Raw genomic sequence first — 26,961 nt, 5'->3', positions numbered from 1 at the left:
CCTTATTTAGTGCCAAACATGCGATCACCCGCATCCCCTAGCCCAGGTACAATATATCCGTGGTCATTCAGCTGCCTGTCCACTGCTGCTGTGACAATCTGCACATCGGGATGCGCTTCTTTCATCCGGGCGATGCCTTCAGGGGCGGCAAGCAGGCACAAAAACCGGATATTCCGCGCACCTGATTGTTTCAAAAGCGTAATCGCCGCCACCGATGAATTCCCCGTCGCCAGCATCGGATCAACCACGATCGACACTCGCTCCTCCAGATGATCGGGCAGTTTGCAGTAGTATTGCACCGGCTGCAGTGTTTCTGGGTCACGGTACAATCCGACAAAGCCCACCCGCGCCGCCGGGATCAGCTCCAGAATGCCATCGAGCAGCCCATTGCCCGCCCGCAGGATCGAAATCAGCGCCAGTTTCTTGCCGTCAATCGTCGGCGCATCCATGGCTTCAATCGGCGTCTCGATGTGCTTGGTGGTCATCGGCAATTCGCGCGTCACCTCATAGGCCAAAAGCAGGCTGATCTCGCGCAACAGCTTGCGAAAAGATGCCGTGGAAGTGTCTTTCTCGCGCATAAGCGTCAGCTTATGCTGCACCAACGGGTGAGAAACGACGGTCAGATGTTCAGCCATTGGCCTGCTCCAGAATTTTCAGAATGCGGGTTTTCGTATCGGCGTCACAAAACGCCGCGTCAAGCGCGGTGCGGGCGATCTTGGCAAAAACCCCCTCGTCCCAGTCAAACGCCTGATTGAGCATTTCATATTCGCGCGCCATTGTGGTGTGGAAGAACGGCGGATCGTCGGTGTTGATGGTAACTTTGACGCCGCGATCAAACATCTCGCCAATCGGATGCTTGCGGAAACTGGGATAAATCCCCAGCGCGACATTCGAGCCGGGGCAAAGCTCCAGCACCACGCCGCGCTCGGCAATTTCCTCAACCAGCGCCATATCTTCAATCGCGCGCACACCATGGCCGATCCGCTCCGCCCCCAGCTCATTCATCGCCGCGCGCACCTCATCCGGCCCCTTCCACTCGCCGGCATGGGCAGTGATCCGCAACCCCGCTTCGCGCGCCATATCAAACGACCACAGGAAATCTTTCAACTCGCCGGATTGCTCATCGCCACCAATGCCGAAGCCCGTGATGAAATGGCCGGCCGTCTCTGCCGCACAGCGCGCCGTCTGTCGTGCCTTCTCTGGCCCAAAATGCCGGATCGGCGTGACGATGCCACGCAGGGTGATGCCAAAATCCTTCTCGGCCTTGGCAGCAGCTTCGGTGATCGCGTGCAGATATTCCCGCCAAGCGCCCAAATCGCGGCCACCGCAGAAATCAGGAGAAAGGAAAGTTTCGCTGTAAACAACGCCACTTGCAGCACTTTCTTCAAGCACGGCGAGGGTAAGACGATAGAAATCCTGCGGCCCTTTCAACGGCTCGCAAGCCGCCTCGTATACCTTTAGAAAGTTCCAGAAGTCAGTGAAGCGATAGCTGCCGTCCTCGTTGAAAATCCCACCAATGTCGATGTTCTTCTCTTTCGCGAGGCCCTTGATGAACGTAGGCGGTGCGCCGCCCTCAAGATGCAGATGCAACTCTACCTTCGGCAAACTGTTGGTCTTCAAAGAAAACTCCTCCCCGGCCCTTGCGCCGTCACCCCCAAATGCGCGGCCACGCTCGCCCCCACATCCGCAAACGCCCGCAGCCCCAAACCACCTGACCCAATCCCCGCGCAGACCACTGGCACCCGCTCCCGCGTATGTTCCGTCCCCACCCAAGTCGGATCATTGCCATGATCTGCGGTAAAAATTGCCAGATCGCCGGGCCGCAGCCGCGTCAACATAGCCCCGACGCGGGCATCAAACCATTCCAGCGCACGCGCATATCCGGCCACATCGCGGGGGTGGCCATACAGCGTGTCAAACTCGACAAAGTTTGCAAAGGTCAAGGAACCATCCTCGGCACCCACGACTAAGCCATCCAAGTATTCGAAAAGGTCAAGGTCGCTTTTGCCCTTCCACAGCTTGCCGATGCCCTTCATCGAGAAAATATCACCAATCTTGCCAATCGCATGGGTCTCGCGCCCCGCGCTTTGCACCCATTCCAGCAAGGTCGGTGCGGGCGGGTCCATCGCGTAATCATGCCGGTTCGCCGTGCGCTTGAATGCGCCCGCAACCCCGGTAAAGGGGCGCGCAATCACCCGGCCCACCTTCATCGCGTGCAAATGCGGCGCAAGATCCTGACACAGCTTCAACAGCCGTTCCAACCCAAACGCCTCTTCATGCGCCGCGATCTGGAACACCGAATCCGCCGAAGTATAGCAAATCGGCCAACCGGTGCTCAGATGCTCAGCGCAATGTTGCTCGATGATCGGCACGCCCGAGGCATGGCAGTTGCCCAAAATCCCCGCAGTTCCGGCCAACTTACAAACCAACGCCACCAGATCATCCGAAAACGCCGGCACGGTATCTGGGAAATACGTCCAATCCCACGGCACCGGCACCCCGGCCAGTTCCCAATGCCCCGAGGGCGTGTCCTTACCGCGCGACACCTCCGTCGCGGCCCCCCAACGCCCGACAGGCACGGCGTCAAACCCCGCAGCCTTCAGCCCAGAAGCCAGTGAAATCGCCGCCCCCAACCCCAACCGATCCAGATGCGGCATCCGCAAAGGCCCCGACCGCCCGATATCTGCCCGCCCCGCCGCACAAGCTTCGGCAATATGGCCCAAAGTATTCGCCCCGGCATCGCCGAAATCCGCCGAATCCGGCGCGCCACCACAGCCCACCGAATCCATCACGATCAGAAACGCGCGCGGCATCTAAGCGATCCTTTTGATGATCAAATCCGGGTCTGGCGGCGCCACCGCCCCCATCGCATAGGCCGCCTGCACCCGCAGAATGGCTTCTTCGGCGGCGCTTTCCGTCGCCGCATGCACCATGCACAAGGGATCGCCCGCGCCAATATCTTCGCCAATCCCGGCCAGATCCGACAGCCCGACCGACAGGTTCAACTTGTCACCCTCGCGCTGCCGCCCACCACCAAGGCCGACCACCGCAAGGCCTAGGCCCTGCCCGTCAATCGCCGTGACAAAGCCTTGCCGCAGGCTCGGCACTTCACGGATCACCGTCGCCGCAGGCAACCGGTCTGGCCAGCGTTCGACAAAATCGAGCGGCCCGCCTTGGGCTGCCACCATCCGGCCAAACCATTCCGCCGCAGCCCCCGATTCCAGCGCTTGCTCAATCCGCCCTGCCCCATCCAAAGGGTCCGCAGCAAGGCCGCCCAAAGCCAAAGCCTCCCCGCCCAGCGCCATGGTGATATCCCACAAAGCCGCATTAACGCTGGTGCCCGTCAGCGTCTCCATCACCTCGCTTACCTCCAGCGCATTGCCCGCAGCGGTGGCCAAAGGCTGGCTCATATCGGTGATCAAGGCGCTGGTCATACACCCCGCGCCCTGCGCGGTCGAAACCAGTGCCCGCGCCAAAGCCTCGGCTTCCTCCAGCGTTTTCATAAACGCGCCAGAGCCGCATTTCACATCCAAAACAAGCGCTTCCAGCCCCGCCGCCAGCTTTTTCGACAAGATTGAAGCGGTGATCAGATCCACCGATTCCACCGTGCCTGTCACATCGCGCACCGCATACAAACGCCGATCCGCGGGCGCGATTTCGGCGCTTGCCGAGACAATCGCACAGCGAATATCCTTCAACTGCCGCCGCAACTGGTCTTCGGTCAGCCCGGTCTTGAACCCCGGAATAGACTCCAACTTGTCCAGCGTGCCGCCGGTATGGCCCAAGCCGCGGCCCGAGATCATCGGCACATAGGCGCCGCAGGCCGCCAGCGCAGGCGCCAGCAGCAGCGACACGCAATCGCCAATCCCCCCGGTAGAATGCTTGTCCAACACCGGCCCCGGCATGTCCCATTCCAGCACATGGCCCGAGTCTCGCATCGCGCGGGTCAGCGCCACACGGCCCTGCTCCCCCAGCCCTTTCAGCAGCACCGCCATCGCAAACGCCCCCGCCTGCGCATCCGAAACCGCCCCCGAGGCCAAGCCTTGGGCGAACCATTGCAATTCTTCGGTCGAGGGCACCGCGCCATCGCGCAGGCTGACGATAATGGCGCGGGCGTCCATCAGCTCTTATCCATATGGGCTAAGGTGAACACCCCCGGCAGCAGTTCCGCCACAGTCAGCGTTTTCGATTTTCCATCGGTGGTGTAAAGGGTTACCTGCACATCCTGACCTGCAAATTCGGCGATCTTCTGACGGCAGCCGCCGCAGCACGGCACGGGTTCGGGGCTATCGGCGATCACCGCAATCTCGGCAATCCTGGTGTCACCGCCCGCAATCATCGCCGCAATCGCCCCGGCTTCGGCGCAAGTGCCTTCCGGGTAAGCCACGTTTTCAACGTTACAGCCGACATGCAGATTGCCCTCAACCGATCGGATCGCCGCCCCCACCTTGAACCGCGAATAGGGCGCATAAGCGCGCAGCCGCACCTCAGTTGCAGCACTCAACAACGACATCAGCGGCTCCACTTCCTGACCATATGGTCCAGAAGTGTGAGCCGCTTCAGGCCAAAGTGCAAGGGCGCTACAGAACCTGCGTCGGCGGATTTCCGGGCAGCGAGACCTCAAGCAGCTGCAAATCCTGCGAGCATTCGGAATACCGTGTCGCCATCCCCGGCGGGATCACGAAGGCATCGCCGGGGGCCAGCCGGAACGGGTCTTTGCCCTCGCCTTCCAAGGTCATCTCGCCGCTCATCACGAAGCTGAACAGAATATCGCCTTGGTGTTTGGTCCACGGCGCCACGCCTGTAGGCCGCGCCACCATCACACTCGCCACGCCCTTGGTATTGGCATTGATCGTGGTATCGCGTGCCTCAAAACCGGGAATACGGAACGGCGCAAACGCCCCAGTGCTGCCAATGTTATGCACAAAGCGCTGGCCGTCCCATTCGCGATCACGGTTAATGCTGCCATTCGGCAGGGTCATTGCGTGGTCAATCTCGGTAACATGCTCGGCGGGCACGCCGATTTCCACCACCTGTACGCCTTCGGAATGAAGCACTTTATGGCGGATAGTTGGCGGCTGGATAAAGCAATCCCCCGCCTCAATCCGCAGGATATCGCCTTGATCTTCATAAAGAACATCAACCCAGCCCGCGACGCAAAAGATCAGTTGAAACCCGACCTTGTGGAAATGCACCATATCCGGCACCGGGCCGTCCGGCACCCGAATATGGCTGGCGATCATCGCACCGCCCAACCGCGTCGGGATCAGATCGCGGTATTCCATCCCGGCCCGCCCGATCACCCAAGGCGCCTGATCGGCCAGTCTGCGCACCACGAACGCATGTTCGGTTTTGGGCAACACCAGTGGCGGGTTCAGCTCGTCAATCTCCACCCGCGTGCCGCCCGGCGAGGTCAAAGCGCGCGCGCCATCCGCAATCGGATCATCGGTCAAAATCCGCAGCAAGCCGGGGGCGGCGTTGCTTTCGGCATCCAACCGCAGCCGCAGCCCATGCCCCGAGATCACCGCAACGGCTGGGTTATCTGCCGGATAGATCATATCCATCCGCATCCCCAAGGTCTTGGTGAAGAACGGCAAATCCTTGCGCAAGTCACTGGTCGGCAGCACGATTTCGGCGCGAATATCAGACATCAGCTTTTCCCTTTGGGCCCATACTTGTTCGGCCCGTATTGGCCCTGTATTTAGCGCTATATTTCAAACTTAAAGTTTCGATTTCAAGCGATTTCTTGTGATGCGAGCTATCACCAAACCGCTTTAACTTTGCGATGGCCCTGCTTTGGTTTAAGCCTGCCAGCACGATACCCCGACCAAAATGCCGCGCGCTGTTCACAATCATCGCTTACAAGTGCTTCTACAAAGCCGCAGTTGGCGCGCGAGACAAACTGGTTTAAGGGTAAACTATAAATCTGCGGGAGGCTCGGATGGAAGAAGCACGGCAAGATAACGCACGGCAGGCGGCGCTGGATTACCACGAGTTTCCCAAGCCGGGAAAGCTGGAAGTCCGCGCGACCAAGCCGCTGGCCAATGGTCGCGATCTTTCGCTCGCCTATTCCCCCGGCGTGGCTGAGGCTTGTATGGAGATCAAAGCCGATCCCGCCACCGCCAGCCGCTACACCGCGCGCGGCAATCTGGTGGCGGTTGTCACCAACGGCACCGCTGTCTTGGGTCTTGGAAACATTGGCGCTTTGGCCTCCAAGCCGGTGATGGAAGGCAAGGCGGTTCTGTTCAAGAAATTCGCCAACATCGACTGTTTTGATATCGAGCTGAATGAACCCGACCCCTACAAGCTCGCCGATATCGTCTGCGCGTTAGAGCCGACCTTCGGTGCGATCAATCTGGAAGACATCAAGGCCCCGGATTGTTTCATCGTTGAACAACTTTGCCGCGCGCGGATGAAAATTCCGGTATTCCACGACGATCAACACGGCACCGCCATCGTGGTCGGGGCTGCGGCCACAAATGCGTTGCATGTCGCGGGCAAATCTTTCGCTGACATTAAGGTGGTTTCCACCGGCGGCGGCGCTGCGGGGATCGCTTGCCTGAACATGCTGCTGAAACTGGGCGTCAAACGTGAAAACGTCTGGCTCTGTGACCTTGCCGGTCTTGTCTACAAAGACCGCAACGAGCAGATGACCGAGCAGAAGGCAGCCTATGCCCAAGGCAGCACCGCCGCCACTTTGGCCGATGTGATCCAAGACGCCGATCTGTTCCTCGGCCTGTCCGGCCCCGGTGTTTTGACCCCGGAAATGGTTGCAAAAATGGCCCCGCGCCCGATCATCTTTGCGCTGGCCAACCCGAACCCCGAGATCATGCCGGATGCCGTCCGCGCCGTAGCCCCCGATGCGATCATGGCCACCGGACGCAGCGATTTTCCCAATCAAGTCAATAACGTACTGTGCTTTCCGTTCATCTTTCGGGGCGCCTTGGACGTGGGTGCCACCGTGATCAATGACCAGATGCAGCTGGCCTGTATCGATGGCATCGCGGCGCTTGCCCGCGCCACCACCTCTGCCGAGGCCGCCGCCGCCTATACCAGCGAAAAGCTGACCTTTGGCGCGCAGTACCTGATCCCGAAACCATTCGATCCGCGTCTGATCGGTGTTGTGGCCAGCGCTGTGGCAAAAGCTGCGATGGAAACCGGCGTCGCCACCCGCCCGATCCACGATCTGGACGCCTACCGTGAGAAGCTGAACGGCTCGGTGTTCAAATCGGCGCTGATCATGCGCCCGGTGTTTGAGGCCGCAGCCACCGTCAGCCGCCGCATCATCTTTGCCGAAGGTGAAGATGAACGCGTGCTGCGCGCCGCCAATGCGATGCTAGAGGAGATGACCGACAAGCCGATCCTAATCGGTCGCCCCGAGGTGATCGCCACCCGTTGCGAACGCGCAGGTCTGCCGATCCGGCCGGATAAAGACTTTGAAATCATTAACCCTGAAAGCGATCACCGCTACCGCGACTACTGGGGTTCCTACCACGAATTGATGGCCCGCCAAGGTGTTACCCCAGATATTGCGCGCGCCGTGATGCGCACCAATACCACCGCCATCGCCGGAATCGCGGTCCATCGCGGGGATGCCGACAGCATGATCTGCGGCACCTTCGGGCAATATCTGTGGCATCTGGGCTATGTCCGCCAGATCCTTGCGCGCGACGGCTTGCACCCGCGCGCGGCACTTTCGTTGATGATCCTCGAAGACGGCCCGCTGTTCATCGCCGACACCCAGATCAACGCCGTCCCCACGCCCGAGCAAATCGCCGAAACCGTGATCGGCGCTGTCCGCCATGCCAAGCGCTTTGGCGTCGCGCCGAAGGTGGCTTTGTGCAGCCATTCCAGCTTTGGCAACCTTGACAACGATTCCGGTCGCCGGATGCGCGCAGCCCTGGAAATCCTCGATGCCCGCGAAGTCGACTTCATCTATGAAGGCGAGATGAACGCCGATGCGGCGCTTGACCCCGAACTGCGCGCCCGCATCTTTCCCGGATCACGGATGCAGGGCCCCGCCAATGTGCTGGTCTTTGCCTATTCCGACGCGGCAAGCACTGCGCGTAACATGTTGAAACTCAAGGCGGATGGCCTTGAAGTTGGCCCAATCCTGATGGGCATGGGCAACCGCGCCCATATCGCCACCCCCTCGATCACCGCGCGGGGATTGTTGAACATGACGGCCATCGCGGGCACGCCGGTCGCGCATTACGGGTAAACAGCGCCACCGAAAACTTCGCAAACCCGGCGCGTCGGGTTTGCAAACTCTGCAGTATGCACGCAAACACTGTAAGAATTGCGACAGTTTGCAAAACTTCGCGCCCACCTATGCGCAATATATGCAAACTTAATGTCGCAACCCCGTCGCGATCCTTGCGCGACTCATGGCACCCCGCATAACACTCCCGCAGCTTTGGAGGAGGCATACAATGGTATACCGTGAAATCTATGCAGGCTGGCAAGCCAACCCGGAAGCGTTCTGGTTGGAAGCCGCCGCCGCGATTGATTGGGTGAAACCGCCGTCCAAAGCCTTGGATGCCTCCCGCGCGCCGCTGTATGAATGGTTCACCGATGCCACGGTCAACACCTGCTGGAACGCGGTCGACCGTCACGTTCTGGCCGGGCGCGGCGATCAACTGGCGATCATCCACGACAGTCCGGTCACCCGCACCAAACATGCGATCACCTATGCCGAATTGCAAACCCGCGTTGCCTCGCTTGCCGGGGCCCTGCGCGCCAAGGGTGTCGAACAGGGCGACCGTGTCATCATCTACATGCCGATGGTCCCCGAAGCCCTAGAGGCGATGCTGGCCTGCGCCCGTCTGGGGGCGATCCATTCCGTGGTGTTCGGCGGCTTTGCTGCGGCGGAACTGGCCGTGCGGATCGACGATTGCACCCCGAAAGCCATCATCGCGGCAAGCTGTGGCATCGAGCCTTCCCGTGTGATCCACTACAAACCGCTGCTGGATGCGGCGATCGACATGGCCCACCATAAACCCGATTTCTGCGTGATCCTGCAACGCGAACAAGAAGTTGCCGCCCTGACCCCCGGTCGGGATGTGGCGTGGCACAGCTTTCAATTTGGCACCGAACCCGCCGAATGTGTCGCCGTGGCGGGCAATCATCCGGCCTATATCCTGTATACCTCGGGCACCACCGGTGCGCCGAAAGGTGTCGTGCGCCCCACCGCAGGTCATCTGGTGGCGCTGAACTGGACGATGCGGGCGATCTACGATTGCGGCGTGGGCGATGTATTCTGGGCGGCCTCAGATGTCGGCTGGGTCGTGGGCCACAGCTATATCTGCTACGCGCCGCTGATCGCCGGATGCACAACGCTGGTGTTTGAAGGCAAACCCGTCGGCACCCCGGATGCGGGCACGTTCTGGCGGGTGATTGCCGAGCATAAGGTGAAAACCTTCTTCACCGCCCCCACCGCGCTGCGCGCCATCAAGCGCGAAGACCCGAACGGCACACTGCCCTCGGGTTACGACCTTTCCCACCTGAAGGCGCTTTACCTTGCGGGCGAGCGCGCCGATCCCGACACCATCCACTGGGCGCAAAGCCACCTGAACATTCCGGTGATTGATCACTGGTGGCAAACCGAGACCGGCTATGCCATCGCCGCCAATCCGCTGGGGATAGAAGCTTTGCCGGTGAAAATCGGCTCGCCCACCGTGGCGATGCCCGGTTATGACGTGCAAATTCTGGATGAAGCGGGCCATCCGGTGGCCCCCGGCATTTTGGGCGCGATCACGGTAAAACTGCCGCTGCCCCCCGGCACCTTGCCCACCCTGTGGAACGCCGAGGATCGCTTCATCAAAAGCTATCTCAGCCATTTCCCCGGCTATTACGAGACCGGAGACGCGGGCTACGTCGATGAAGAAGGCTATCTGTATATCATGGCGCGCACCGATGACGTGATCAACGTCGCAGGCCACCGCCTGTCGACCGGAGCGATGGAGGAAGTGCTTGCTAACCACAAAGACGTCGCCGAATGTGCGGTGGTCGGGGTGGCAGATGCGTTGAAGGGCCAAAGCCCGGTGGGATTCCTGTGCCTTAACAAGGGGTGCGACCGTCCGCACGCCGAGATCGTCAAGGAATGTGTGCAACTGATGCGCGACAAAATCGGCCCGGTTGCCGATTTCAAACGTGCGGTGGTGGTGGACCGCTTGCCGAAAACCCGATCCGGCAAGATCCTGCGCGGCACGATGGTCAAGATCGCTGACAGCGCGCCATGGAAAATGCCCGCCACCATCGACGATCCGGCCGTGCTCGACGAAATCCGCGCCGCCCTGCAAACCATCGGTTACGCCCAGCCCTAAGCCGAAGGCGCACTAGACAAAGCCGCCGCAGCCTTTACTTTGGGGCCATGCGCAACAACCCTGCCCCTCCCAGTGCCCAGACCGTCGCTCTTTTAGGCCACGATCTGCGCGCGGCTTTGTCCGAGGTGATCGGCGGATTGCGCTTGATCAACCCTGACCTGCTGCCAGCAGAACCCCGCGCCCATATCGCCCGCACCCATGCCGCGAGCGAAGCGCTCGCCCTGCTGTTAGAGCAAGCCCTTGCCCTGTTGCAGGCCCCCCCGTTCAAGCAGATAACCGCCCTACAGCAGACAACCGCCCCCGTCGGCCTGCACACCGAACACCTGCTGCACAGCCTGCAACTGCGCTGGAATGCGCAGGCGCAGGAACACGGGCTTGAGTTTCAGCTTGAGGCCAAAGATCTGCCCGCGCAGTTGGCGCTGGATCCGGCTGTGCTGGAACGGATTCTGTCAAACCTGTTGAACAACGCGCTGAAATACGCGGGGGCAGGCTGCATTGCTTGCAAACTCGACATCACCCCAGATCGTAACCTGAAAATAACAGTGCAAGACCAAGGCAAAGGCTTTGCCCCCGCCACGCTGGCGCGGCTTTACACCGGCAACAACCGCGATGAAAGCACTGGCATACCGGGCACAGGCATGGGGCTGCACATCATCTGGCAAATCGTTGGCCAAGCCGGGGGCCAGATCAGCGCCGCAAACCACGCAGGCGGTGGGGCCGAGGTGGTGGTGCTGTTGCCGCTGCAACAGCCTGTAGAAACACCGCCCGCGATAACATTGGCCACGCCCGCGCTGTTGCTTAACCGCAACCTGCTGGTCGCCGATGACAGCGAAACCGGCCGCCTGCTGCTGACCCAACTGCTGAGCAGTCAAGGTGCCCAAGTCACGACGACAAGTGATGGCCCGCAAGCGCTTGACCACCTTAAGCGCAGCCGTTTTGATGCCCTGCTGGTCGATATCGAAATGCCCCAGATGAGCGGGCTAGAGGTGATCCGCCACATTCGCAGCCAGCCCGGCCCGCTCGCTCGCCTGCCGATCCTTGCAATCACCGCGTATCAGCAGCGTGCCAACAAGGCGGCGATTTTGGCGGCTGGTGCCGATAGCCTGCTGTGCAAACCGGTGCTGGATGCCCAGACCCTTGCCGAAGTTCTGTTGCAAGTGCTGCGCCGCAACGTATCCCCCCATCACGCCGGACCGCAGATTGATCCCGGCCAGTTTCAGGAACTGTTGCAGATGGCCGGGCCAAAAATGGCCGCCGAGCTGTTGGACCATCTGCAAAAGGACCTGCGCGCCACCGAACACGGGCTTCTCGCCGCAGCACATGGCCCCGACTGGCTGGAAGTGCGGCGTCAGACCCATGTGATAATTGCACTGGCGGGCACGGCAGGGGCCACCTTCCTGCATCAACTGGCGCAGGCGATCAACACTTTGGCGCATCAGCCTGTGCCAGATCGTGGCACGTTTCACACTTTGCTGCCACAAGCCCTTGAACAATTAGACATGTTGATTCATTTCATCGATCAGAAAATCGCCGATCTCATCAACATCTCTGCCCCCGCGACGTATCAGGAGCAGCCGTGACCATAGCTTCGCCCCCCATCTTGTTGATCGAGGACACGCCCTCGTTGCAACTGCTGTATCGCGCCGCGCTGACCAAAGCGGGCTATGCGGTGCTGACAGCAGGCTCGGCTGCCGAGGGGCTGGAGTTGTTGCTTGAGGCCACCCCGCAGGTGATCTTGCTGGATCTGGTGCTGCCCGACCGCGATGGTCTTGATTTGATGCGCGAAATGCTGCAACTGCACCCCGGCCTGCATGTCGTGGTGATGACGGCGCATGGCTCGATCAACAAGGCGGTCGAAGCGATGCGGGCGGGCGCGCATGAGTTTCTGGTCAAGCCGTTTGACGAAGTCCGACTGCTGAATGTCGTGGCCGATGCCTATAAAACAGCGGCCGCCACGCCGCGCGACACAGCCACAGCGCCGCTGATTGTGTTGCCCGCCGCCGGTCCTGCACCCGCCCCCATCGGCAGCGGCTTCATCGGCTCGTCGCAGGCCATGGCCGCCATTCACGCCACCATCGTCTCGGTCGCCCGCTCCATGGCCACGGTGTTCATCACCGGCGAAAGCGGCACTGGCAAAGAGCTGTGCGCTTTGGCGGTACATAGCAACAGCCCGCGCGCCAACGGCCCGTTCATCGCGCTGAACTGTGGGGCTATCCCGCAGGATTTGCTGGAATCCGAAGTGTTCGGCCATATGAAGGGCAGCTTCACCGGGGCGATTTCTGACAAACCGGGGGCGGCGACGGCAGCGGATGGTGGCACGCTGTTCTTGGATGAAGTCTGCGAAATGGCGCCAGCGCTGCAAACCAAGCTGCTGCGGTTTTTGCAAACCTCGACCGTGGTGCCGGTGGGGGCGACGCGGCCAAAGAAGGTCAATGTCCGCATCGTCTGCGCCACCAACCGCGATCCGATGGAGGCGGTGCGGCGTGGCCTGTTCCGCGAGGATCTGTTTTATCGGCTGTTCGTGGTGCCGATCCACATGCCGCCGCTGCGTGAGCGCGGCGATGATGTCATTGAGATCGCCGAAACCGCGCTTGCCCGCTTTGCGCAAGAGGAAGGCAAGCAGTTTGACGGTCTGTCGCCCGAGGTCCGCGCGCTGTTCCGCCGCATGCCATGGCCGGGCAATGTGCGGCAAGTTCTGAACGTGATCCGCAACGTCGCCGTGCTGAACGAGGGCGGTGTGCTGACATCTGCCATGCTGCCCGCCAGCCTGCTGCAGCAGGCGCAAGACTTGCTGATCGCGCATCGCCCCTCTCACCCAAGCGAGCGGCCTAGCCAACCAGAACCGCTTGGACTTGACTCGCTGCTAGGCCGCCCCTTGGCAGAGATCGAGCGTCTGGTGATCGAAGCCACGCTGGCCCAACACAACGGCTCGGTGCCAAAAGCCGCAAGGGTGCTGGAACTGTCGCCCTCCACGCTTTACCGCAAGATTGAAGCTTGGGCGCAGCGCTAGGGCGATTATTTAAATAAGAAATCGGTTGCGCTGCGTGCAAGTGTCAAAACCTCTTGAACGCTAACACGCAACCCCTTGATTCGTTGCAGCGTAAAGTCTGTTCGCGCGTGGGCAAAGGCCCGCTCAAGCAAACTGCTCTACAATCAGCCGCTCCTCTAGCCCGTGCCCCGGATCAAACAAAATCCGGTGCCGGATCGCAGGTTCCGAGCGGATTTCCACCGAAACCACGTCCGTGACTGGCCGACTGTCCGCATCCGCCCGCACCGGGCGTTTCTCTGGCTCCAGAATATCAAACCGCACCACCACGGATTTCGGCAGCAATGCCCCCCGCCACCGTCTCGGCCGAAACGCCGCCATCGGTGTCAAAGCCAGCACACCCGACCCAATCGGCAGCACCGGCCCATGCGCCGAATAATTATAAGCCGTCGATCCCGCAGGCGTCGCCACCAACACGCCATCACAGACCAATTCCTCCAGCCGCACCACACCATCCACCGAGATCCGCACCTTTGCCGCCTGCGGACCCGCACGCAGCAAGGACACCTCGTTGATCGCAAGCGCCTGTGTCACTGATCCATCCACCGATACCGCCGTCATCGCAAGAGGATGGATCACCGCTTCTTCAGCCACGTTCAACCGTTTCGGCAGCAAATCCGCCGAATATGCGTTCATCAAGAACCCCACCGTGCCGCAGTTCATGCCATAGACCGGCAACCCCAACGGCTGAGTTTCATGCAGAGTTTGCAGCATAAAGCCGTCGCCGCCCAGCGCCACCACCACATCGGCGCTGTCCACGGCGACCTGACCATGCAAGCCCACCAGTTCCGCCAGCGCCTCTTGCGCTGGTGGGGTGGCACTCGCCAGAAACGCGATCTTCTTGAACACCACCCAGAATCCTTGTGCTTGGATGCGCAACCTTGCCCGTGCGCGCGCCAAACTCAACCCCCGCCGCACTTGCGATAGCGGTAACAAGTTTCCTATAGGCAACAAGACGGCGTAACCGACGCGTTCGGCGTCGTTTCTTGCCTTCCCCAAAGCCCAAGCTTGACCTAAAACCATTCTAAATCGGCCCATCACCTGCAGGAGACGCCATGACAGCCCACCGCGATACCGGATTTTTCACCGAAAGCCTTGCCAGCCGCGACCCCGAGTTGTTCGGCTCGATCGCCAACGAACTTGGCCGTCAGCGCCATGAGATCGAGTTGATCGCCTCAGAAAACATCGTCAGCCGCGCCGTGATGGAAGCGCAAGGCTCGGTGATGACCAACAAATATGCCGAAGGTTATCCGGGCAAGCGCTATTACGGCGGCTGCGAGTTTGTGGACGTGGCCGAAACCCTTGCCATCGAGCGCGCCAAGCAGTTGTTCAACTGCGGCTTTGCCAATGTGCAGCCAAACTCGGGCAGCCAGGCCAACCAAGGCGTGTTCACCGCGCTGATCAAACCCGGCGATACCATTTTGGGGATGAACCTTGCCTCGGGTGGCCACCTGACCCACGGGGCGGCGCCAAACCAATCCGGCAAATGGTTCAACGCCATCCAATACGGTGTGCGCCAGCAAGACAATCTGATCGACTATGATCAGGTCGAGGCTTTGGCGATAGAGCATCAGCCCAAGCTGATCATCGCGGGGGGCTCGGCCATTCCGCGCCAAATCGACTTTGCCCGCTTCCGCGCGATTGCCGATAAAGTCGGCGCGTATCTGCTGGTCGATATGGCGCATTTTGCGGGCCTTGTGGCGGGCGGCCATCACCCCTCGCCGTTCCCTTATGCTGATGTGGCGACCACCACGACGCATAAAACCCTGCGCGGCCCGCGCGGCGGCATGATCCTGACCAACAACGAAGATATCGCCAAGAAGGTGAACTCGGCGATTTTCCCCGGCATTCAAGGCGGGCCTTTGATGCATGTGATCGCGGCGAAAGCCGTGGCATTCGGTGAGGCGTTGCGGCCCGAGTTCAAAGCTTACACCGGCCAAGTGATCAAGAACGCGCAGGCTTTGGCGGATGAGTTGATGAAGGGCGGCCTTGATATCGTCACCGGCGGCACCGATACCCATGTGATGCTGGTCGATCTGCGCCCTAAAAACGTTAAGGGCAACGCGACCGAGAAAGCCTTGGGCCGCGCCAACATCACCTGCAACAAGAACGGCATCCCGTTTGACCCCGAAAAGCCGATGGTCACCTCGGGCGTCCGTTTGGGCACGCCGGCAGGCACCACGCGCGGTTTTGCCGAGGCCGAATTCCGCCAGATCGGCAAATGGATCGTCGAAGTGGTTGATGGTCTGGCCGCCAATGGCGAGAATGGCAACGCCGAGGTTGAGGCTGCGGTGAAGGCCCGCGTTGAAGCCATGTGCGAGAAATTCCCGATGTATCCGGGGCTGTAAAGCGTGTAATTTCGAGAAAAGGGCGCGGGAAAACCTGCGCCCTTTTGTTTTGCGCGGACTTTGGGCTGAGTGCCCTCGACTGGCTACGCTTCGAATTGGGCGCTTTGAATGGTTGTGACCCGCGCGGCTTGCAGGCTCCGCATCTCGTCGGCGAAAAAGCATCTTGCCTGCGGAAAATTCTTCCCCGCGGGGAGCGACTTGTGTTTCGACGCAGGTTTTATACAAGATGTTGTGGATAAAGATCGCTCAGTATCCGCGCGCGCATAAGTTTCAGCCAATGCTGCGCCCAATCTGAGCAGCAGTTTGGTACTCTTGCCGACGCTTTCGCACAAACCGCTTCAGATAAACCCGCGCCAACGCAAGACTGCAAACAGCAAAGCCGCCGCAGCCAGAACCGAGAAGGCGACCGAAGCCGCAATCCCCAGCACAGCGTCCTTGCGGCGATCAAAGCCATCGACGCCGTTCAGATGCCGCACGCAGATGTCATAGGCGTGTGCCACCGCCGGCTGATCGACCTGCGCCCACAGCTTAGGGTTTTGTGCCATCACCGCGCCTGTCTGCAAAACCTCTGCCGCCGCGCGCACCCGGCGCGGCAACAACCGTCCGCCCCTGCGCAGCTTTTCGCCAAGCCCCTGCCCCCGCACCCGCAAACGCTGCTCCATCAGACCCGCCACGCGGTCGGCCATTTGCTGAATAGGCACTCCGGTCATCTCGCACTTCCTTTTGACATCGGCGGACCTTATCGCTGCCACCGCAGGGCTTCAACTGCTCTGGCCGAAACTGTGGATCCGCGCTATCAAAGCCACATGCTTGCGATCACCACCTATCCCGCCACCGCACCCGACCCCAACTTGCCCGATTTGCTGATCGTGCATGGGTTGTTCGGCTCTGCCCGCAACTGGAGCGTGATCGCCCGGCATCTGGCCGACACCCGCGCGGTGCATGTGGTGGATATGCGCAACCACGGCCAAAGCCCGAGGGCTGCCACGCAAAGCTATCCCGATATGGCGGGCGATCTGGCCGAGGTGATTGAAGCATGGGGCGCGCCAATGGATGTGCTGGGCCATTCGATGGGCGGCAAGGCTGCGATGCAACTGGCGCTGACCGAGGCTGCGCTGGTGCGCAAGCTGGTGGTGGCCGATATTGCGCCGGTGGCCTACAGCCACGACCAGACGCAGTATATTGCGGCAATGCGGGGGCTGGATTTGAGCGGCTTGACCTCGCGCAGTGAGGCTGATCGCCGCCTGAGCGCCACCCTCTCCGACCCGGCCTTACGGGCGTTTTTCCTGCAATCGCTGGATCTGAAGGCACAGCCCGCGATCTGGCGGCTGAATTTGGATGTGCTGGAAGATCAAATGCCGCTGATCGTCGGCTGGCCCGCAACCGCAGGGCGCTTTGACGGCCACACGCTGTTCCTGACCGGGGCGCTGTCGCATTACGTCAAGCCAGACTACCGTGACACCATCCGAGGCCTGTTCCCGAAATCGCATTTCGCCAAGCTGCCGGGCGCGGGCCATTGGCTGCACGCCGAGCGCCCGCGCGAATTTGAACAGGCCGTGCGGGTGTTTCTGAACGGCGCGTTTTCCTAAATAGTCGCGCCAAACCGATTTTTAAGCCAAAAATCGTGTCCGGAAAATCTGATTTTCCGGCTTGGGGCCGGCCCTAAGCATCGGCAAAGCAAACCGAGGCGCTGGGGGCGCCCCGGTTTTCGCCAGCAAAACCCGGATCAGACCTTCAGACTGACGCCGGCTTGACCCGCCGACTGCTCCGCCCGATCCAGCAGGCGTTGCAATGCGGCGCCGCGCGCGAAATCGGGATCGGCGGGCGCCTCGCCCCTTATCGCGGCGATGAAGCGTTCGTAGATCGTCGCCAAAACGGGCGCTTCCACATCATGCCACTGCCCCGTTTGCAGATCGGCCTCAAGGCAGGCGCGCAGGGTGCTGATGTTCTTTTCCCAACACACTTCCAGCCCGCCCTTGTCGCCATAAATCCGCAAGCGCAGGTCGTTCAGATGGCCGCTTGCAAACCGCGTCGCCGCCACCGTGCCCAATGCGCCGTTTTCCAACACGATCTGCATGGTGGCGCTGTCATTGGCATCCAGCGGGTATTCACCAATCTGATCGCCGGGGGCTTTGGGAAAGGTGGCAAGGCGACACGAGACTTCGACAGCCGACTGCCCGGCGATAAAGGTTGCGAAATCAAGGATATGGATGCCGACATCGCCCAGCACACCTTTCGACCCGTGCTGGGTTGACAGCCGCCACAGCCATTGGCTTTCGCGGTCCCAATGCCCCCAAGCCGGTTGGGTCAGCCAGCTTTGCAGATAGCTGGCCTCAAAATGCCGCACCGTACCGATGGCCCCCTCGCGCACCAGCGCGGCGGCTTTTTGCAATGCGGCCACATTGCGATAGCTGAGATTGATCATATTCACCACGCCCGCCTTGGCGGCAGCTGCCGCCATCGCATCGGCCTGCGCCTCTGACGTCGCAAGCGGTTTTTCGCACAGCACATGCTTGCCCGCCGCCAGAAACGGCAAGGTCGTGGCGTAATGCGCAGCATCCGGCGTCACGTTGGTGACAGCGTCAAACTGGCCCCAAGCGATCGCCTCGTCAATCGAGGCAAACCGCCCGGCGATGCCATAGCGATCACAGAAATCCGCCAGTTGCACAGGGCGCGTGTCGATGCCACCCACCAGCGTCACACCCTCGATCGCCTTGAAACTGTCGGCATGGTTGGCAGCCATGCCGCCGGTGCCAAGGATCAGGATACGGACAGGTGATCCCATCACCGATACCCCGCCTCGCCGTCGTGATGCAGCCGGGGACCGCGTTCGATGATTGGCTCTAGCGCGGTTTCGATCATCGTATTGGGCGCTTCATTCGGGTCGGCGATCCGCACATTCGGATTATACGCCCAGCGCGCGGCGTTCAAGATCACCCGCTGCACATTGGCATCGTGATAGGTCGGATAGGTTTCATGCCCCGGACGGAAATAGAAGATATTCCCCGCGCCGCGCTTGTAGGTCAGGCCCGAGCGAAACACCTCACCGCCCGCGAACCAGCTGATAAACACGGTTTCCAAAGGCTCTGGCACGCCAAAAGGCTCGCCATACATTTCCTCATATTCCAGCTCGAAATGATCGGGCAGGCCTGCGGCAATCGGGTGCTGACGGCTGGTGACCCAAAGCCGTTCACGCTCGCCTGCTTCGCGCCACGAAAGATTACACGGCGCGCCCATCAGGCGTTTGAACGGTTTGGCGAAATGCGCCGAATGCAGGAAGATGATGCCCATGCCGCCCCAAACCGCGTTGCAGACCCGCTCGACAATCGCATCATCGACATCGCCATGGGCCGCATGGCCCCACCAGATCAGCACATCGGTTTCGGCCAGCTTTTCCGCGGTCAGCCCGTGTTCGGCGTCCTGCAAGGTCACGGTTGTGGCCGTAATCCCGTCGGCCTTGTTCAAGCTTGCGGCAATCGTGCCATGCATCGTCAGCGGATAAATCTCTGACACAACTTTGTTTTTCTGTTCGTGGACGTTCTCGCCCCAAACCGTGACACGGATATTCATGGTGTTTTCCTTGCATAGCTGCCGCGCCCCAAGGCAGGGCGCGGTGTGGATTTGGCATTAGCGAATCGGCTTGCCGTTCTGATCGAACTTGTGCAACTGGCCGTCCTTGGGTGACAGCGAGACGGTATCGCCGACCTTCATGGTCAATTTGCCTTCGCGCCGCACGATCAAAGGCTCATCGCTACCGACCTCGACGAACAAGTAATTATCGCTGCCCAAATCTTCGGCATGCACGATCTTGCCTGTCCACAAACCGCCCTCGACCACGTCGATATGCTCGGACCTTATGCCCAACGTGGTGCAACCGTGATCGCTGGCGAATTTTTCGGTCAAGAAGTTCATCTTCGGGCTGCCGATGAAGCCCGCGACAAAGATCGAATTCGGGCGTTCGTAAAGCTCGGCAGGCGAGCCCACCTGCTCCAGCCGGCCATCGCGCAACACGGCGATGCGGTCGGCCAAGGTCATCGCTTCGACCTGATCGTGGGTGACGTAGATCATCGTCACGTCCGACATCGAATGGTGCAGCTTGGCAATCTCTAACCGGGTCTGCACCCGCAAGGCGGCGTCCAGGTTCGACAAAGGCTCGTCAAACAGGAACACTCGGGGGTCGCGCACAATCGCGCGGCCAATCGCCACCCGTTGCCGCTGGCCACCCGAAAGCTGCTTCGGCAGACGCTCCAGCAGGTGATCAATTTGCAGCAGTTTCGCCGCTTCCATCACCCGCTTTTTCATCGCCTCGGGGCTGGCCTTGGCCAGTTTCATCCCGAAGGCCATGTTGTCGTAGACGGTCATATGGGGATAAAGCGCATAGCTTTGGAACACCATTGCGATGCCGCGCTGGCTGGGCAGCACGTTGTTCACCCGCGCGCCATCAAACAACATATCGCCCGACGAAATCTCCTCCAACCCCGAGATCAGCCGCAGCAAGGTGGATTTGCCGCAGCCCGAAGGCCCGACAAACACCATGAATTCGCCCTTCTCAACGGTCAGGTCGATGCCCTTGATCACATCCACCGCGCCATAGGACTTTTTGACGTTCTTCAGTTCAATTTTTGCCATTTTTCAGCCCTTCACGCCGCCTGCGGTCAGACCCGCGACGATTTTGCGTTGGAAGATAAGAACGAGGATGATCAGCGGCACCGTCACAATGACGCTTGCAGCCATGATCGGCCCCCAAGGGATTTCCTGCTGCGATGCGCCGGAAAGCAACGCAATCGCCACCGGAACCGTGCGCGTTGACTCGGAAGACGTGAAGGTCAGCGCGAACAAAAACTCATTCCACGCCCCGATGAAGGCCAAAAGCCCGGTTGTCACCAAAGCGGGCCACAAAAGCGGCAAGAACACCTTGGTGATGATGATCCACGGCGTCGCCCCATCGACAATCGCAGCCTCCTCAATTTCAACCGGAAGGTCGCGCATGAAGGTGGTCAACACCCAGACCGTGAACGGCAACGTGAAGATCGTGTAAGACAGGATCAGCGCGAAGGGCGAGTTGAACAGGCCAAGATAGGTGATCAGTTCGAACAATCCGGCGAGGACGGCGATCTGGGGAAACATCGACACCGCAAGGATCGTCATCAGCAGCAGCCCCCGGCCCCGGAAACGCACGCGGGCGAGGGCATAGGAGGCCGTCACCGCCAGAAACAGCGCGAACACCACCGTCGTCGTCGCCACGAACACCGAGTTCAGGATGTTGCGCGGGAAGGTCGCCCCGCCCAAAACCGCCTTGTAGTTGGCCCAGTCGAAGGCTTTCGGGAAATAATTGGCCTCAAACAGCGCCGTCCCGGTCGCGAAGGAGGTGACGATGGCGTAGTAGAACGGGAAGATCGAGAACACCACGATCACCACCACCAGTGCGTAGAAGGCGACAGATTTCAACAGCTTATTGGCAGTCATTTGCCACCCTCCCCGGACAGATCGACCTTGCCGAGCCAGATATACAGCGACACGAAAATCGCCAGAATCGCGAACAACAATGTCGATTGCGCCGAGCCATAGGCGAATTTATCGAACTCGATCAGGTTCTCGCGGCTGATCACCGACATGGTCTTGGTCGAGGCCGAATTGGGCGTCAGCACATAGATCAGATCGAAAATCCGCAAGGCATCCAGCATCCGGAAGATCACCGCCACCATCAGCGCCGGGCGGATCAGCGGCAGAGTGATCTTGAAAAACACTTTCACCGGGTTGATGCCGTCGATCTTCGCCGCCTCATAAATATCGCGCGGCACCATTTGCAGCCCTGCGAGGCACAGCAGCGCCATGAACGGCGTGGTTTTCCAGATATCCACCATCAGCACCGCATACATCGCGGTATCAGAATTCGCCGTCCACGCGATCTTGCTGGAAATCAGCCCCAGATTCAGCGCCATATCGTTCAGGATGCCGTATTGGTCGTTCAGCATCCAGGCCCACATTTTCGCCGACACAATCGTCGGAATCGCCCACGGGATCAGGATCGCCGCGCGCACAAACCCGCGTCCCTTGAACTCGGCATTCAGCACCAGCGCCACGATCAGCCCCAGCACGGTTTCGCACACCACCGACACCACCGAAAACCGCACCGTGTTCCAAACCGCGTTCCACCATGCCGGATCAACCAGCGTGCCACGATAGCGCACGGTGCCATTCGACAGGGTTTGCACCCGCAGATAATTGTCAAAACCAATCCACTTGCCACCATACAGATTGTTCAGCGACGTATCGGTCAACGAGAACCAAACCGTGCGCAGCAAAGGCCAAGCCGCCACGCAAAACAGCGCGATCAGCATCGGCGCCAAAAACCAGAACGCGGCTTTCTGGCGCTGTTTTTGCAGGCTCAGGCCACTTTCCCGCCCGATACCCGTTTGCAGATTGGCGGCAGGTTTTAAAGCTGTCATGAATTTCCCCCCTTCGGTCGGCCCCCTCCGAGGCCAAGCGTAAAAGATGGGCGGCGGTTGGCATGATGCTCTGCCGCCGCCCATCCTCAAGGCGTGCCCGCTATCGGGAGGATTACCAGGCGTCGCCCTTCAGGTCGGTCAAATCGGCTTCAAGGCCCGCAAGGTTGTCGGCAGCCGAGCCATTGCCCGACAGAGTCTCATGCACCGCCGACCAGAACTTCGAGGACACCTCGTTATACTTGCCAAGCGTCGGGGCCGAGGGCCGCGGCACGGCGTTCAGGAACACGTTCTTCCACTGCGGGATAATCGGTTGCGCGGCACCAATATCGGCGTCGTCATACAAAGCCACGATGGTCGGCAGGGCGGATTCCGAAATCGCGCGGGCCTTTTGCGCCTCGGGTCCGGCCAGATACATCACCAAGCTGATCGCCACATCCTGATGTTTGGAATATTTCGACACAGCCGCGTTCCAGCCGCCCAAAGTCGCCGCAGACGTGTCACCTTCTGCACCCACCGGCAGCGTGGTGACGTCGAACAGGCCTTTCACAGCCGAGTCGTCGCCATTGCCCAAAGTGTAAGCATAGGGCCAGTTGCGCATGAAGGCCGCGTTGCCGGTCTGCCAGACGCCGCGGGATTCTTCTTCACCGTAAGCCAGAACGCCCTCGGGCGAGATCGTGCCCACCCAAGCAGCCGCAGTTTCCAGCGCCTTCACGGCTTTCTCGTTGTTGATCGAGATCGTGCCATCGGCCTCGACAATCTGACCGCCGCCGTGGGATTTCACCCACTCCAGCGCGTCGCAGGTCAGCCCTTCATACGCGTTGCCCTGCCAGACATAGCCCCAGAAATCAGCCTTGCCTGCGGCGCGCTCACCCTCTTGGATTTTGGTGGCAGCCGCCGTCAGCTCATCCCAGGTTTTCGGCACCGCAACGCCGTATTTTTCCAGCAAATCCTTGCGATAATACAGTGCAGGCGCATCGGTGAAGATCGGCAAAGCCACCAGCTTGCCGTTCACGGTTTGCGATTCGATGATCGAAGGGAAATGCGTCGGCGCCAGATCTTTGGCGACGTCGCTCAGATCGACAAAGTGATCCGCCAATTGCGGCGCCCAGATCACATCGGTCTGATAGACGTCAATGTCGGTGGCCCCGGCGGCCAGCCACAGCCGATATTGGCCAAACTGATCCGAGGTTGATGCCGGCATCGGCACCAGCGTCACCGTGTTGCCGGTGGCCTCTTCCCACGGCTTCACCAGCGTTTTGAAATTCTCAACCGCTTTGCCGACCGAGCCCGAGACGTAGAAGATTTCTTCCGCCATCATCGGCGTGCCAAGCGCACTGATCAGCGCTGCAACACCAGCCGACCGCAATGCGCGGCTCTTGAATCCAAAGGACATGGATTTCCTCCCTATAATTTTGATCGCGCCCTATCGGCGCTGCCCTGTCTAAAACGCGTCCTTTTCCGGTTCTTGCGACCCGGCCTCCCGAAGCGTTTGCACGGCAATAGCCCGAAACTGGCCATTTCGTCAACGATTCGCGCCTCAAAGCGCTTTCAAATTTTGAAATTTAGGTCGTTCGAGAGATTGAAAATCTAGTGCAACCCTGTCAGCCTGCGGTTGCCGCATTGCCGCATTTTTCTGCGGCAATGCAGCATTCTATGCATTGAAAAAATTATATAACTTATTGTTAAGTATATATATTTATAGAAAACAGCCTCACTGCCAACGCTGCGGTGCTTCTAAAGTCAAGCCGCTGCAACCGAACTGCAAAACTGCACTCAACCCGCTAAAAGCGATGTGAATTTTCTCCAAATCCGGGCAAATCCACGCGCTGCCTGCTACCAAGCGCGCGTCGCGTTCAAAGCAGCCCTTTCAGCCGAATGGGCTTGGGTTTGCGCCCGCGAAGGTGCATGATGATCAAGGCCAAACGGATGGCCGCTGCTTGTAAGGAAAATCAAATGGCCAAGGGCATGAGCAAACCCGGCAAGAATGTGAAAAAGCCGAAGAAAGACAAGGCCAAGCCCGCCGTGGCGACGCCCAGCACGAAAAATTCCGTGGTGATCAATACCAATGGGCCGAAAGACTAAACAGGATGGGTTTTGTCCCGTGCCAAGACCATCGGTCTTGTGCGGCAATCGGGACAAATTCTTCCAAAAAACGGTGTGGCTACAACATATTGTGGAAAAGCGCCCTAAATTCGGTGCGCACCACAATCGCATCCCAGCTGGGAATGCTGTTTTGGTGCAAATAACACCGCACCCTGCAAACACTTGGGCCTTATAAATCGTGTGTCGGTATCTTGCCCGAAGGGGCCAGATAAGGCCTTGTCACGTCGCGCAAGGCGGCATCCAGCGCCTCGACCTGCAAAGCAATCGCGCCATCGCCGGCAAGGATCAGCGTCACCAACCCAGTGCCATCGGCACCCGGTGAGAAGCTAATATCCAGAAGCGACAAGATCGTATCCGGTGCGGTTCGATCGATGCCCTGCGTCTGCACCGCCAGCACATCTTCAAACACCAGCAGGCTTTGCACCCGCTCAAACGGTTGCCCCGCTTTCTCTGCGGCCTCGCGGTATTCCCAGCGGAACCGGTTCAGCATCAGCGCGAAGCGTCGCTTTTGCCGCACCAAAGACATCTCGGTGATCGGAAAAACGGCGTCTTGCAGCAGCGCCGCAATCACCGTCAAACCCTCAGCATCCTGCGCTACCAGCCGCAGCGGAACTTCATCGCCATCTTCAAACCGCGCGTCGCTCATGCCTTGATCCGCTCGATCTGCGCACCGACCCCGCGCAGCTTTTCTTCAACCCGCTCGTAGCCACGATCCAAATGATAGACCCGGCTGACCACGGTTTCGCCTTCGGCCGCCAAGCCCGCAAGGATCAGCGACACCGAGGCGCGCAGATCCGTCGCCATCACCCGCGCCCCGCGCAGTTTTTCAACGCCGGTGACGGTGGCATGGCCGCCATGCACATCAATCTTCGCCCCCATCCGCACCAGTTCCGGCGCGTGCATGAAGCGGTTCTCGAAAATCTTCTCCTCCAGCACCGAAACCCCGTCCGCCGTGCACAACAGCGCCATCATCTGCGCCTGCAAATCGGTTGGAAAGCCGGGGAACGGCTCTGTCACCACGTCCACCGCACGCACGCGGCCATTCTTGCGCGTCACCTTCAGCCCGCGTTCGGTTTCCACCACCGAAACCCCGGCCGCATCCAGCTTTTCGGCAAACGCACCCACAAGGCTCATCTTGCCGCCCAAACATTCGACCTCGCCGCCGCAGATCGCGGGCAGCAGCATGTAGGTGCCCAACTCGATACGGTCCGTCACCACCGGATGCGTCGCCCCGCCCAAGCGATCAACGCCCTGAATGGTGATCGTGCTGGTGCCCTCGCCGTCAATCTGCGCGCCCATCCGGCGCAGACAGACCGCAAGATCGACAATCTCCGGCTCGCGCGCGGCGTTCTTCAAAACCGTAGTGCCTTTCGCCAAAGTCGCCGCCAGCAGCGCGTTTTCAGTCGCGCCCACCGAGGCGAACGGAAACTCCACCACCGCCCCGCGCAACCGCCCACCCGGAGCCTTGGCATGCACATAACCGTCGCGCAGCTCCAACTCGGCCCCCATCGCCTCAAACGCTTTCAGATGTAAATCGACGGGCCGCGCGCCAATCGCACAGCCGCCGGGCAGCGAGACAATCGCATGACCGTCGCGTGCCAGCAGCGGCCCCAGCACGAGGATCGAGGCGCGGAACTTACGCACAATCTCATAATCGGCGGTGTGGTTGTCGACCTTATGGCTCGACATCGCCAGAACCAGACCGTTCTGCATCGACGCCACTTCCGCGCCCAAAGACTGCAAAAGCTGCGTCATCGTCGCAATATCTGATAGCCGCGGCGCGTTGGTCAGCGTCAGCGGCTCCTCCGACAGCAATGTCGCGGGCATCAGCGTCAGGCAGGCATTCTTCGCCCCCGCAATCGGGATTACCCCGTTCAGCGGCCCATTGCCCTTGACCAAAATCGAATCCATCTGCCTAAGCCTCACTCGTTTTTGTTGTTATCGTCGATCAAGCCCGCATCTGGGCCATCCGAATCCGCCGCCGATCTTGCCCGCGCTTGCGCCTTCCTGCGGCCCATATTCGCCTTCAACGCCAGCTTCAAGCGCGCCTCGCGCTGGGATTTTGGTTTGCTTAGGGCAATGTCATCGGGTTTTTCACGCATCACGCCTTCTAATACAGTGCGCCCCAACCGTCCAGCAAGGCCATGCAAAAATCCGCCAGTTTGCACTTGCACCCTGCCGCAAACGCGTCTATTCAGCCGCGACGACAGCGGTTTCAAACGGTTCCGCAAGCCCCAGACGCTGCACTACCTCAGTGGTAGAGCAAACGTCTGGTAGCGCGAGGACGTTGAACTGGTGGTTTAGGTGGGGGTTTCCGAACCCTGCCGACTTCGGGATAAAGCCCGGGGTAGCGTGTTGGAAAAAGGCGGCTGTGGTAGCTCAGTGGTAGAGCACACCCTTGGTAAGGGTGAGGTCGAGAGTTCAATCCTCTCTCACAGCACCAGCAAACCTCTTGTTTTATTGAAGCTATAGCTAAAGTCAGCAACGCGTGTCCATGCAGAACGGTGCGAGAACATCCGGGCATGTGTGGCAAGAAGTTGGCAAGGTGATTCAGCAGGAAAATCGACGCAGTCGACGGGGCTAAAGCCGGCCTTCCCGATCTACAGTTACCGGATTACTCACACCGCCCAGATGTAGGGCAAAAAGTAATTTACCGCCAATGCGGCAAGGCAACACAGAGCAAATGCACC

Annotated in this window: 24 protein-coding genes and 1 tRNA gene; 8 read left to right on the top strand and 17 right to left on the bottom strand. The window is 60.1% G+C overall.

Going from position 1 to position 26,961, the window contains the following annotated elements:
• Positions 1-2: 2 nt before the first annotated feature.
• The 6 genes from upp to Q7V03_RS11055 all read right to left on the bottom strand — a co-directional run bounded on the left by upp (position 3) and on the right by Q7V03_RS11055 (position 5,651).
• Entirely contained in the window at positions 3-635 is a 633-nt protein-coding gene (gene upp, locus Q7V03_RS11080) for a uracil phosphoribosyltransferase (protein ID WP_304925659.1), read from the bottom strand.
• Complete coding sequence (locus Q7V03_RS11075) at positions 628-1,620, bottom strand: adenosine deaminase (protein ID WP_304925658.1); 993 nt, start codon at positions 1,618-1,620, stop codon at positions 628-630. Before Q7V03_RS11075 ends, upp begins: the two co-directional genes overlap by 8 nt.
• Complete coding sequence (locus tag Q7V03_RS11070) at positions 1,617-2,813, bottom strand: phosphopentomutase (protein ID WP_304925657.1); 1,197 nt, start codon at positions 2,811-2,813, stop codon at positions 1,617-1,619. Before Q7V03_RS11070 ends, Q7V03_RS11075 begins: the two co-directional genes overlap by 4 nt.
• A complete protein-coding gene (locus Q7V03_RS11065; protein WP_304925656.1) occupies positions 2,814-4,121 on the bottom strand; it encodes a thymidine phosphorylase in 1,308 nt (435 codons plus the stop codon).
• Complete coding sequence (locus Q7V03_RS11060) at positions 4,121-4,513, bottom strand: cytidine deaminase (RefSeq protein WP_304925655.1); 393 nt, start codon at positions 4,511-4,513, stop codon at positions 4,121-4,123. The genes Q7V03_RS11065 and Q7V03_RS11060 overlap by 1 nt, the downstream gene beginning before the upstream one ends.
• 67 nt (positions 4,514-4,580) lie before the next feature.
• A complete protein-coding gene (locus tag Q7V03_RS11055) occupies positions 4,581-5,651 on the bottom strand; it encodes a cupin domain-containing protein (RefSeq protein WP_304925654.1) in 1,071 nt (356 codons plus the stop codon).
• Between the two features lie 290 nt (positions 5,652-5,941).
• Between Q7V03_RS11055 and Q7V03_RS11050 the strand changes: the two genes are divergently transcribed.
• The 4 genes from Q7V03_RS11050 (at position 5,942) to Q7V03_RS11035 (ending at position 13,335) form a co-directional block, all read left to right on the top strand.
• Positions 5,942-8,221, top strand: coding sequence for an NADP-dependent malic enzyme (locus Q7V03_RS11050; RefSeq protein ID WP_304925653.1), 2,280 nt, complete (start codon positions 5,942-5,944; stop codon positions 8,219-8,221).
• 211 nt (positions 8,222-8,432) lie between these two features.
• Positions 8,433-10,325, top strand: coding sequence for a propionyl-CoA synthetase (locus tag Q7V03_RS11045; RefSeq protein ID WP_304925652.1), 1,893 nt, complete (start codon positions 8,433-8,435; stop codon positions 10,323-10,325).
• 47 nt (positions 10,326-10,372) lie between these two features.
• Entirely contained in the window at positions 10,373-11,905 is a 1,533-nt protein-coding gene (locus tag Q7V03_RS11040; protein WP_304925651.1) for a response regulator, read from the top strand.
• 2 nt (positions 11,906-11,907) lie between these two features.
• Positions 11,908-13,335 carry a sigma-54-dependent transcriptional regulator gene (locus Q7V03_RS11035; protein WP_370651114.1) on the top strand — a complete coding sequence of 476 codons (1,428 nt, stop codon included), beginning with the start codon at positions 11,908-11,910 and terminating at the stop codon, positions 13,333-13,335.
• A gap of 123 nt (positions 13,336-13,458) precedes the next feature.
• On the opposite strand, the gene Q7V03_RS11030 is transcribed toward Q7V03_RS11035, so the two are convergent.
• On the bottom strand, positions 13,459-14,220 hold the full coding sequence (locus tag Q7V03_RS11030; protein WP_370651106.1) for an NAD kinase: 762 nt from the start codon (positions 14,218-14,220) through the stop codon (positions 13,459-13,461).
• A 206-nt stretch (positions 14,221-14,426) separates the two neighbouring features.
• Between Q7V03_RS11030 and glyA the strand changes: the two genes are divergently transcribed.
• The gene (gene glyA / locus Q7V03_RS11025) at positions 14,427-15,719 is read left to right on the top strand and encodes a serine hydroxymethyltransferase (RefSeq protein ID WP_304925649.1); all 1,293 of its coding nucleotides are present in this window, start codon (positions 14,427-14,429) and stop codon (positions 15,717-15,719) included.
• A gap of 338 nt (positions 15,720-16,057) precedes the next feature.
• On the opposite strand, the gene Q7V03_RS11020 is transcribed toward glyA, so the two are convergent.
• Positions 16,058-16,429, bottom strand: coding sequence for a hypothetical protein (locus Q7V03_RS11020; protein ID WP_304925648.1), 372 nt, complete (start codon positions 16,427-16,429; stop codon positions 16,058-16,060).
• A gap of 96 nt (positions 16,430-16,525) precedes the next feature.
• Between Q7V03_RS11020 and Q7V03_RS11015 the strand changes: the two genes are divergently transcribed.
• Positions 16,526-17,308: an alpha/beta fold hydrolase gene (locus Q7V03_RS11015; protein ID WP_304925883.1), complete on the top strand. Its 783-nt coding sequence runs from the start codon at positions 16,526-16,528 to the stop codon at positions 17,306-17,308.
• 137 nt (positions 17,309-17,445) lie between these two features.
• Here Q7V03_RS11015 and Q7V03_RS11010 read toward each other — a convergent pair whose 3' ends face one another.
• From Q7V03_RS11010 to Q7V03_RS10985, 6 genes are all read right to left on the bottom strand, one after another.
• Entirely contained in the window at positions 17,446-18,504 is a 1,059-nt protein-coding gene (locus Q7V03_RS11010; protein ID WP_304925647.1) for a Gfo/Idh/MocA family protein, read from the bottom strand.
• Positions 18,504-19,289 carry a ThuA domain-containing protein gene (locus tag Q7V03_RS11005; protein ID WP_304925646.1) on the bottom strand — a complete coding sequence of 262 codons (786 nt, stop codon included), beginning with the start codon at positions 19,287-19,289 and terminating at the stop codon, positions 18,504-18,506. Before Q7V03_RS11005 ends, Q7V03_RS11010 begins: the two co-directional genes overlap by 1 nt.
• A 57-nt stretch (positions 19,290-19,346) precedes the next feature.
• On the bottom strand, positions 19,347-20,348 hold the full coding sequence (locus Q7V03_RS11000; RefSeq protein ID WP_304925645.1) for an ABC transporter ATP-binding protein: 1,002 nt from the start codon (positions 20,346-20,348) through the stop codon (positions 19,347-19,349).
• Positions 20,349-20,351: 3 nt separating this feature from the next.
• A complete protein-coding gene (locus Q7V03_RS10995; RefSeq protein ID WP_304925644.1) occupies positions 20,352-21,185 on the bottom strand; it encodes a carbohydrate ABC transporter permease in 834 nt (277 codons plus the stop codon).
• The gene (locus Q7V03_RS10990; RefSeq protein WP_304925643.1) at positions 21,182-22,168 is read right to left on the bottom strand and encodes a carbohydrate ABC transporter permease; all 987 of its coding nucleotides are present in this window, start codon (positions 22,166-22,168) and stop codon (positions 21,182-21,184) included. Before Q7V03_RS10990 ends, Q7V03_RS10995 begins: the two co-directional genes overlap by 4 nt.
• Before the next feature lie 112 nt (positions 22,169-22,280).
• The gene (locus Q7V03_RS10985; protein WP_304925642.1) at positions 22,281-23,561 is read right to left on the bottom strand and encodes an ABC transporter substrate-binding protein; all 1,281 of its coding nucleotides are present in this window, start codon (positions 23,559-23,561) and stop codon (positions 22,281-22,283) included.
• A gap of 560 nt (positions 23,562-24,121) precedes the next feature.
• Between Q7V03_RS10985 and Q7V03_RS10980 the strand changes: the two genes are divergently transcribed.
• Positions 24,122-24,250, top strand: a complete 129-nt coding sequence (locus Q7V03_RS10980) for a hypothetical protein (protein ID WP_304925641.1) — start codon at positions 24,122-24,124, stop codon at positions 24,248-24,250.
• Positions 24,251-24,440: 190 nt separating this feature from the next.
• On the opposite strand, the gene Q7V03_RS10975 is transcribed toward Q7V03_RS10980, so the two are convergent.
• Genes Q7V03_RS10975 through Q7V03_RS10965 form a run of 3 tightly spaced genes read right to left on the bottom strand, consistent with a single transcriptional unit; the run spans position 24,441 to position 26,373 of the window.
• Positions 24,441-24,917: a DUF2948 family protein gene (locus tag Q7V03_RS10975; RefSeq protein WP_304925640.1), complete on the bottom strand. Its 477-nt coding sequence runs from the start codon at positions 24,915-24,917 to the stop codon at positions 24,441-24,443.
• Positions 24,914-26,182 (bottom strand): UDP-N-acetylglucosamine 1-carboxyvinyltransferase, encoded by a 1,269-nt coding sequence (gene murA, locus Q7V03_RS10970; RefSeq protein WP_304925639.1) that lies wholly within the window; start codon positions 26,180-26,182, stop codon positions 24,914-24,916. Before murA ends, Q7V03_RS10975 begins: the two co-directional genes overlap by 4 nt.
• 11 nt (positions 26,183-26,193) lie before the next feature.
• Positions 26,194-26,373 carry a hypothetical protein gene (locus tag Q7V03_RS10965; RefSeq protein ID WP_304925638.1) on the bottom strand — a complete coding sequence of 60 codons (180 nt, stop codon included), beginning with the start codon at positions 26,371-26,373 and terminating at the stop codon, positions 26,194-26,196.
• Between the two features lie 266 nt (positions 26,374-26,639).
• On the opposite strand from Q7V03_RS10965, the gene Q7V03_RS10960 reads away from it, so the two are divergent.
• Positions 26,640-26,714, top strand: a tRNA-Thr gene (locus Q7V03_RS10960).
• Positions 26,715-26,961: the final 247 nt, after the last annotated feature.

Source organism: Cypionkella sp. (assembly GCF_030652235.1).
GTDB lineage: Bacteria > Pseudomonadota > Alphaproteobacteria > Rhodobacterales > Rhodobacteraceae > Cypionkella.
Note: the sequence above shows the minus strand (reverse complement) of the source record. Positions and strands in the feature narration are given on the sequence as shown.

Bases quoted from the DNA above. Each gene is read 5' to 3' on its own strand.
- upp (WP_304925659.1), bottom strand. From the start codon at position 635: ATGGCTGAACATCTGACCGTCGTTTCTCACCCGTTGGTGCAGCATAAG.
- Q7V03_RS11070 (WP_304925657.1), bottom strand. From the start codon at position 2,813: ATGCCGCGCGCGTTTCTGATCGTGATGGATTCGGTGGGCTGTGGTGGC.
- Q7V03_RS11065 (WP_304925656.1), bottom strand. From the start codon at position 4,121: ATGGACGCCCGCGCCATTATCGTCAGCCTGCGCGATGGCGCGGTGCCC.
- Q7V03_RS11060 (WP_304925655.1), bottom strand. From the start codon at position 4,513: ATGTCGTTGTTGAGTGCTGCAACTGAGGTGCGGCTGCGCGCTTATGCG.
- Q7V03_RS11055 (WP_304925654.1), bottom strand. From the start codon at position 5,651: ATGTCTGATATTCGCGCCGAAATCGTGCTGCCGACCAGTGACTTGCGC.
- Q7V03_RS11050 (WP_304925653.1), top strand. From the start codon at position 5,942: ATGGAAGAAGCACGGCAAGATAACGCACGGCAGGCGGCGCTGGATTAC.
- Q7V03_RS11045 (WP_304925652.1), top strand. From the start codon at position 8,433: ATGGTATACCGTGAAATCTATGCAGGCTGGCAAGCCAACCCGGAAGCG.
- Q7V03_RS11040 (WP_304925651.1), top strand. From the start codon at position 10,373: ATGCGCAACAACCCTGCCCCTCCCAGTGCCCAGACCGTCGCTCTTTTA.
- glyA (WP_304925649.1), top strand. From the start codon at position 14,427: ATGACAGCCCACCGCGATACCGGATTTTTCACCGAAAGCCTTGCCAGC.
- Q7V03_RS11020 (WP_304925648.1), bottom strand. From the start codon at position 16,429: ATGACCGGAGTGCCTATTCAGCAAATGGCCGACCGCGTGGCGGGTCTG.
- Q7V03_RS11015 (WP_304925883.1), top strand. From the start codon at position 16,526: ATGCTTGCGATCACCACCTATCCCGCCACCGCACCCGACCCCAACTTG.
- Q7V03_RS11010 (WP_304925647.1), bottom strand. From the start codon at position 18,504: ATGGGATCACCTGTCCGTATCCTGATCCTTGGCACCGGCGGCATGGCT.
- Q7V03_RS11005 (WP_304925646.1), bottom strand. From the start codon at position 19,289: ATGAATATCCGTGTCACGGTTTGGGGCGAGAACGTCCACGAACAGAAA.
- Q7V03_RS11000 (WP_304925645.1), bottom strand. From the start codon at position 20,348: ATGGCAAAAATTGAACTGAAGAACGTCAAAAAGTCCTATGGCGCGGTG.
- Q7V03_RS10995 (WP_304925644.1), bottom strand. From the start codon at position 21,185: ATGACTGCCAATAAGCTGTTGAAATCTGTCGCCTTCTACGCACTGGTG.
- Q7V03_RS10990 (WP_304925643.1), bottom strand. From the start codon at position 22,168: ATGACAGCTTTAAAACCTGCCGCCAATCTGCAAACGGGTATCGGGCGG.
- Q7V03_RS10985 (WP_304925642.1), bottom strand. From the start codon at position 23,561: ATGTCCTTTGGATTCAAGAGCCGCGCATTGCGGTCGGCTGGTGTTGCA.
- Q7V03_RS10980 (WP_304925641.1), top strand. From the start codon at position 24,122: ATGGCCAAGGGCATGAGCAAACCCGGCAAGAATGTGAAAAAGCCGAAG.
- Q7V03_RS10975 (WP_304925640.1), bottom strand. From the start codon at position 24,917: ATGAGCGACGCGCGGTTTGAAGATGGCGATGAAGTTCCGCTGCGGCTG.
- murA (WP_304925639.1), bottom strand. From the start codon at position 26,182: ATGGATTCGATTTTGGTCAAGGGCAATGGGCCGCTGAACGGGGTAATC.
- Q7V03_RS10965 (WP_304925638.1), bottom strand. From the start codon at position 26,373: ATGCGTGAAAAACCCGATGACATTGCCCTAAGCAAACCAAAATCCCAG.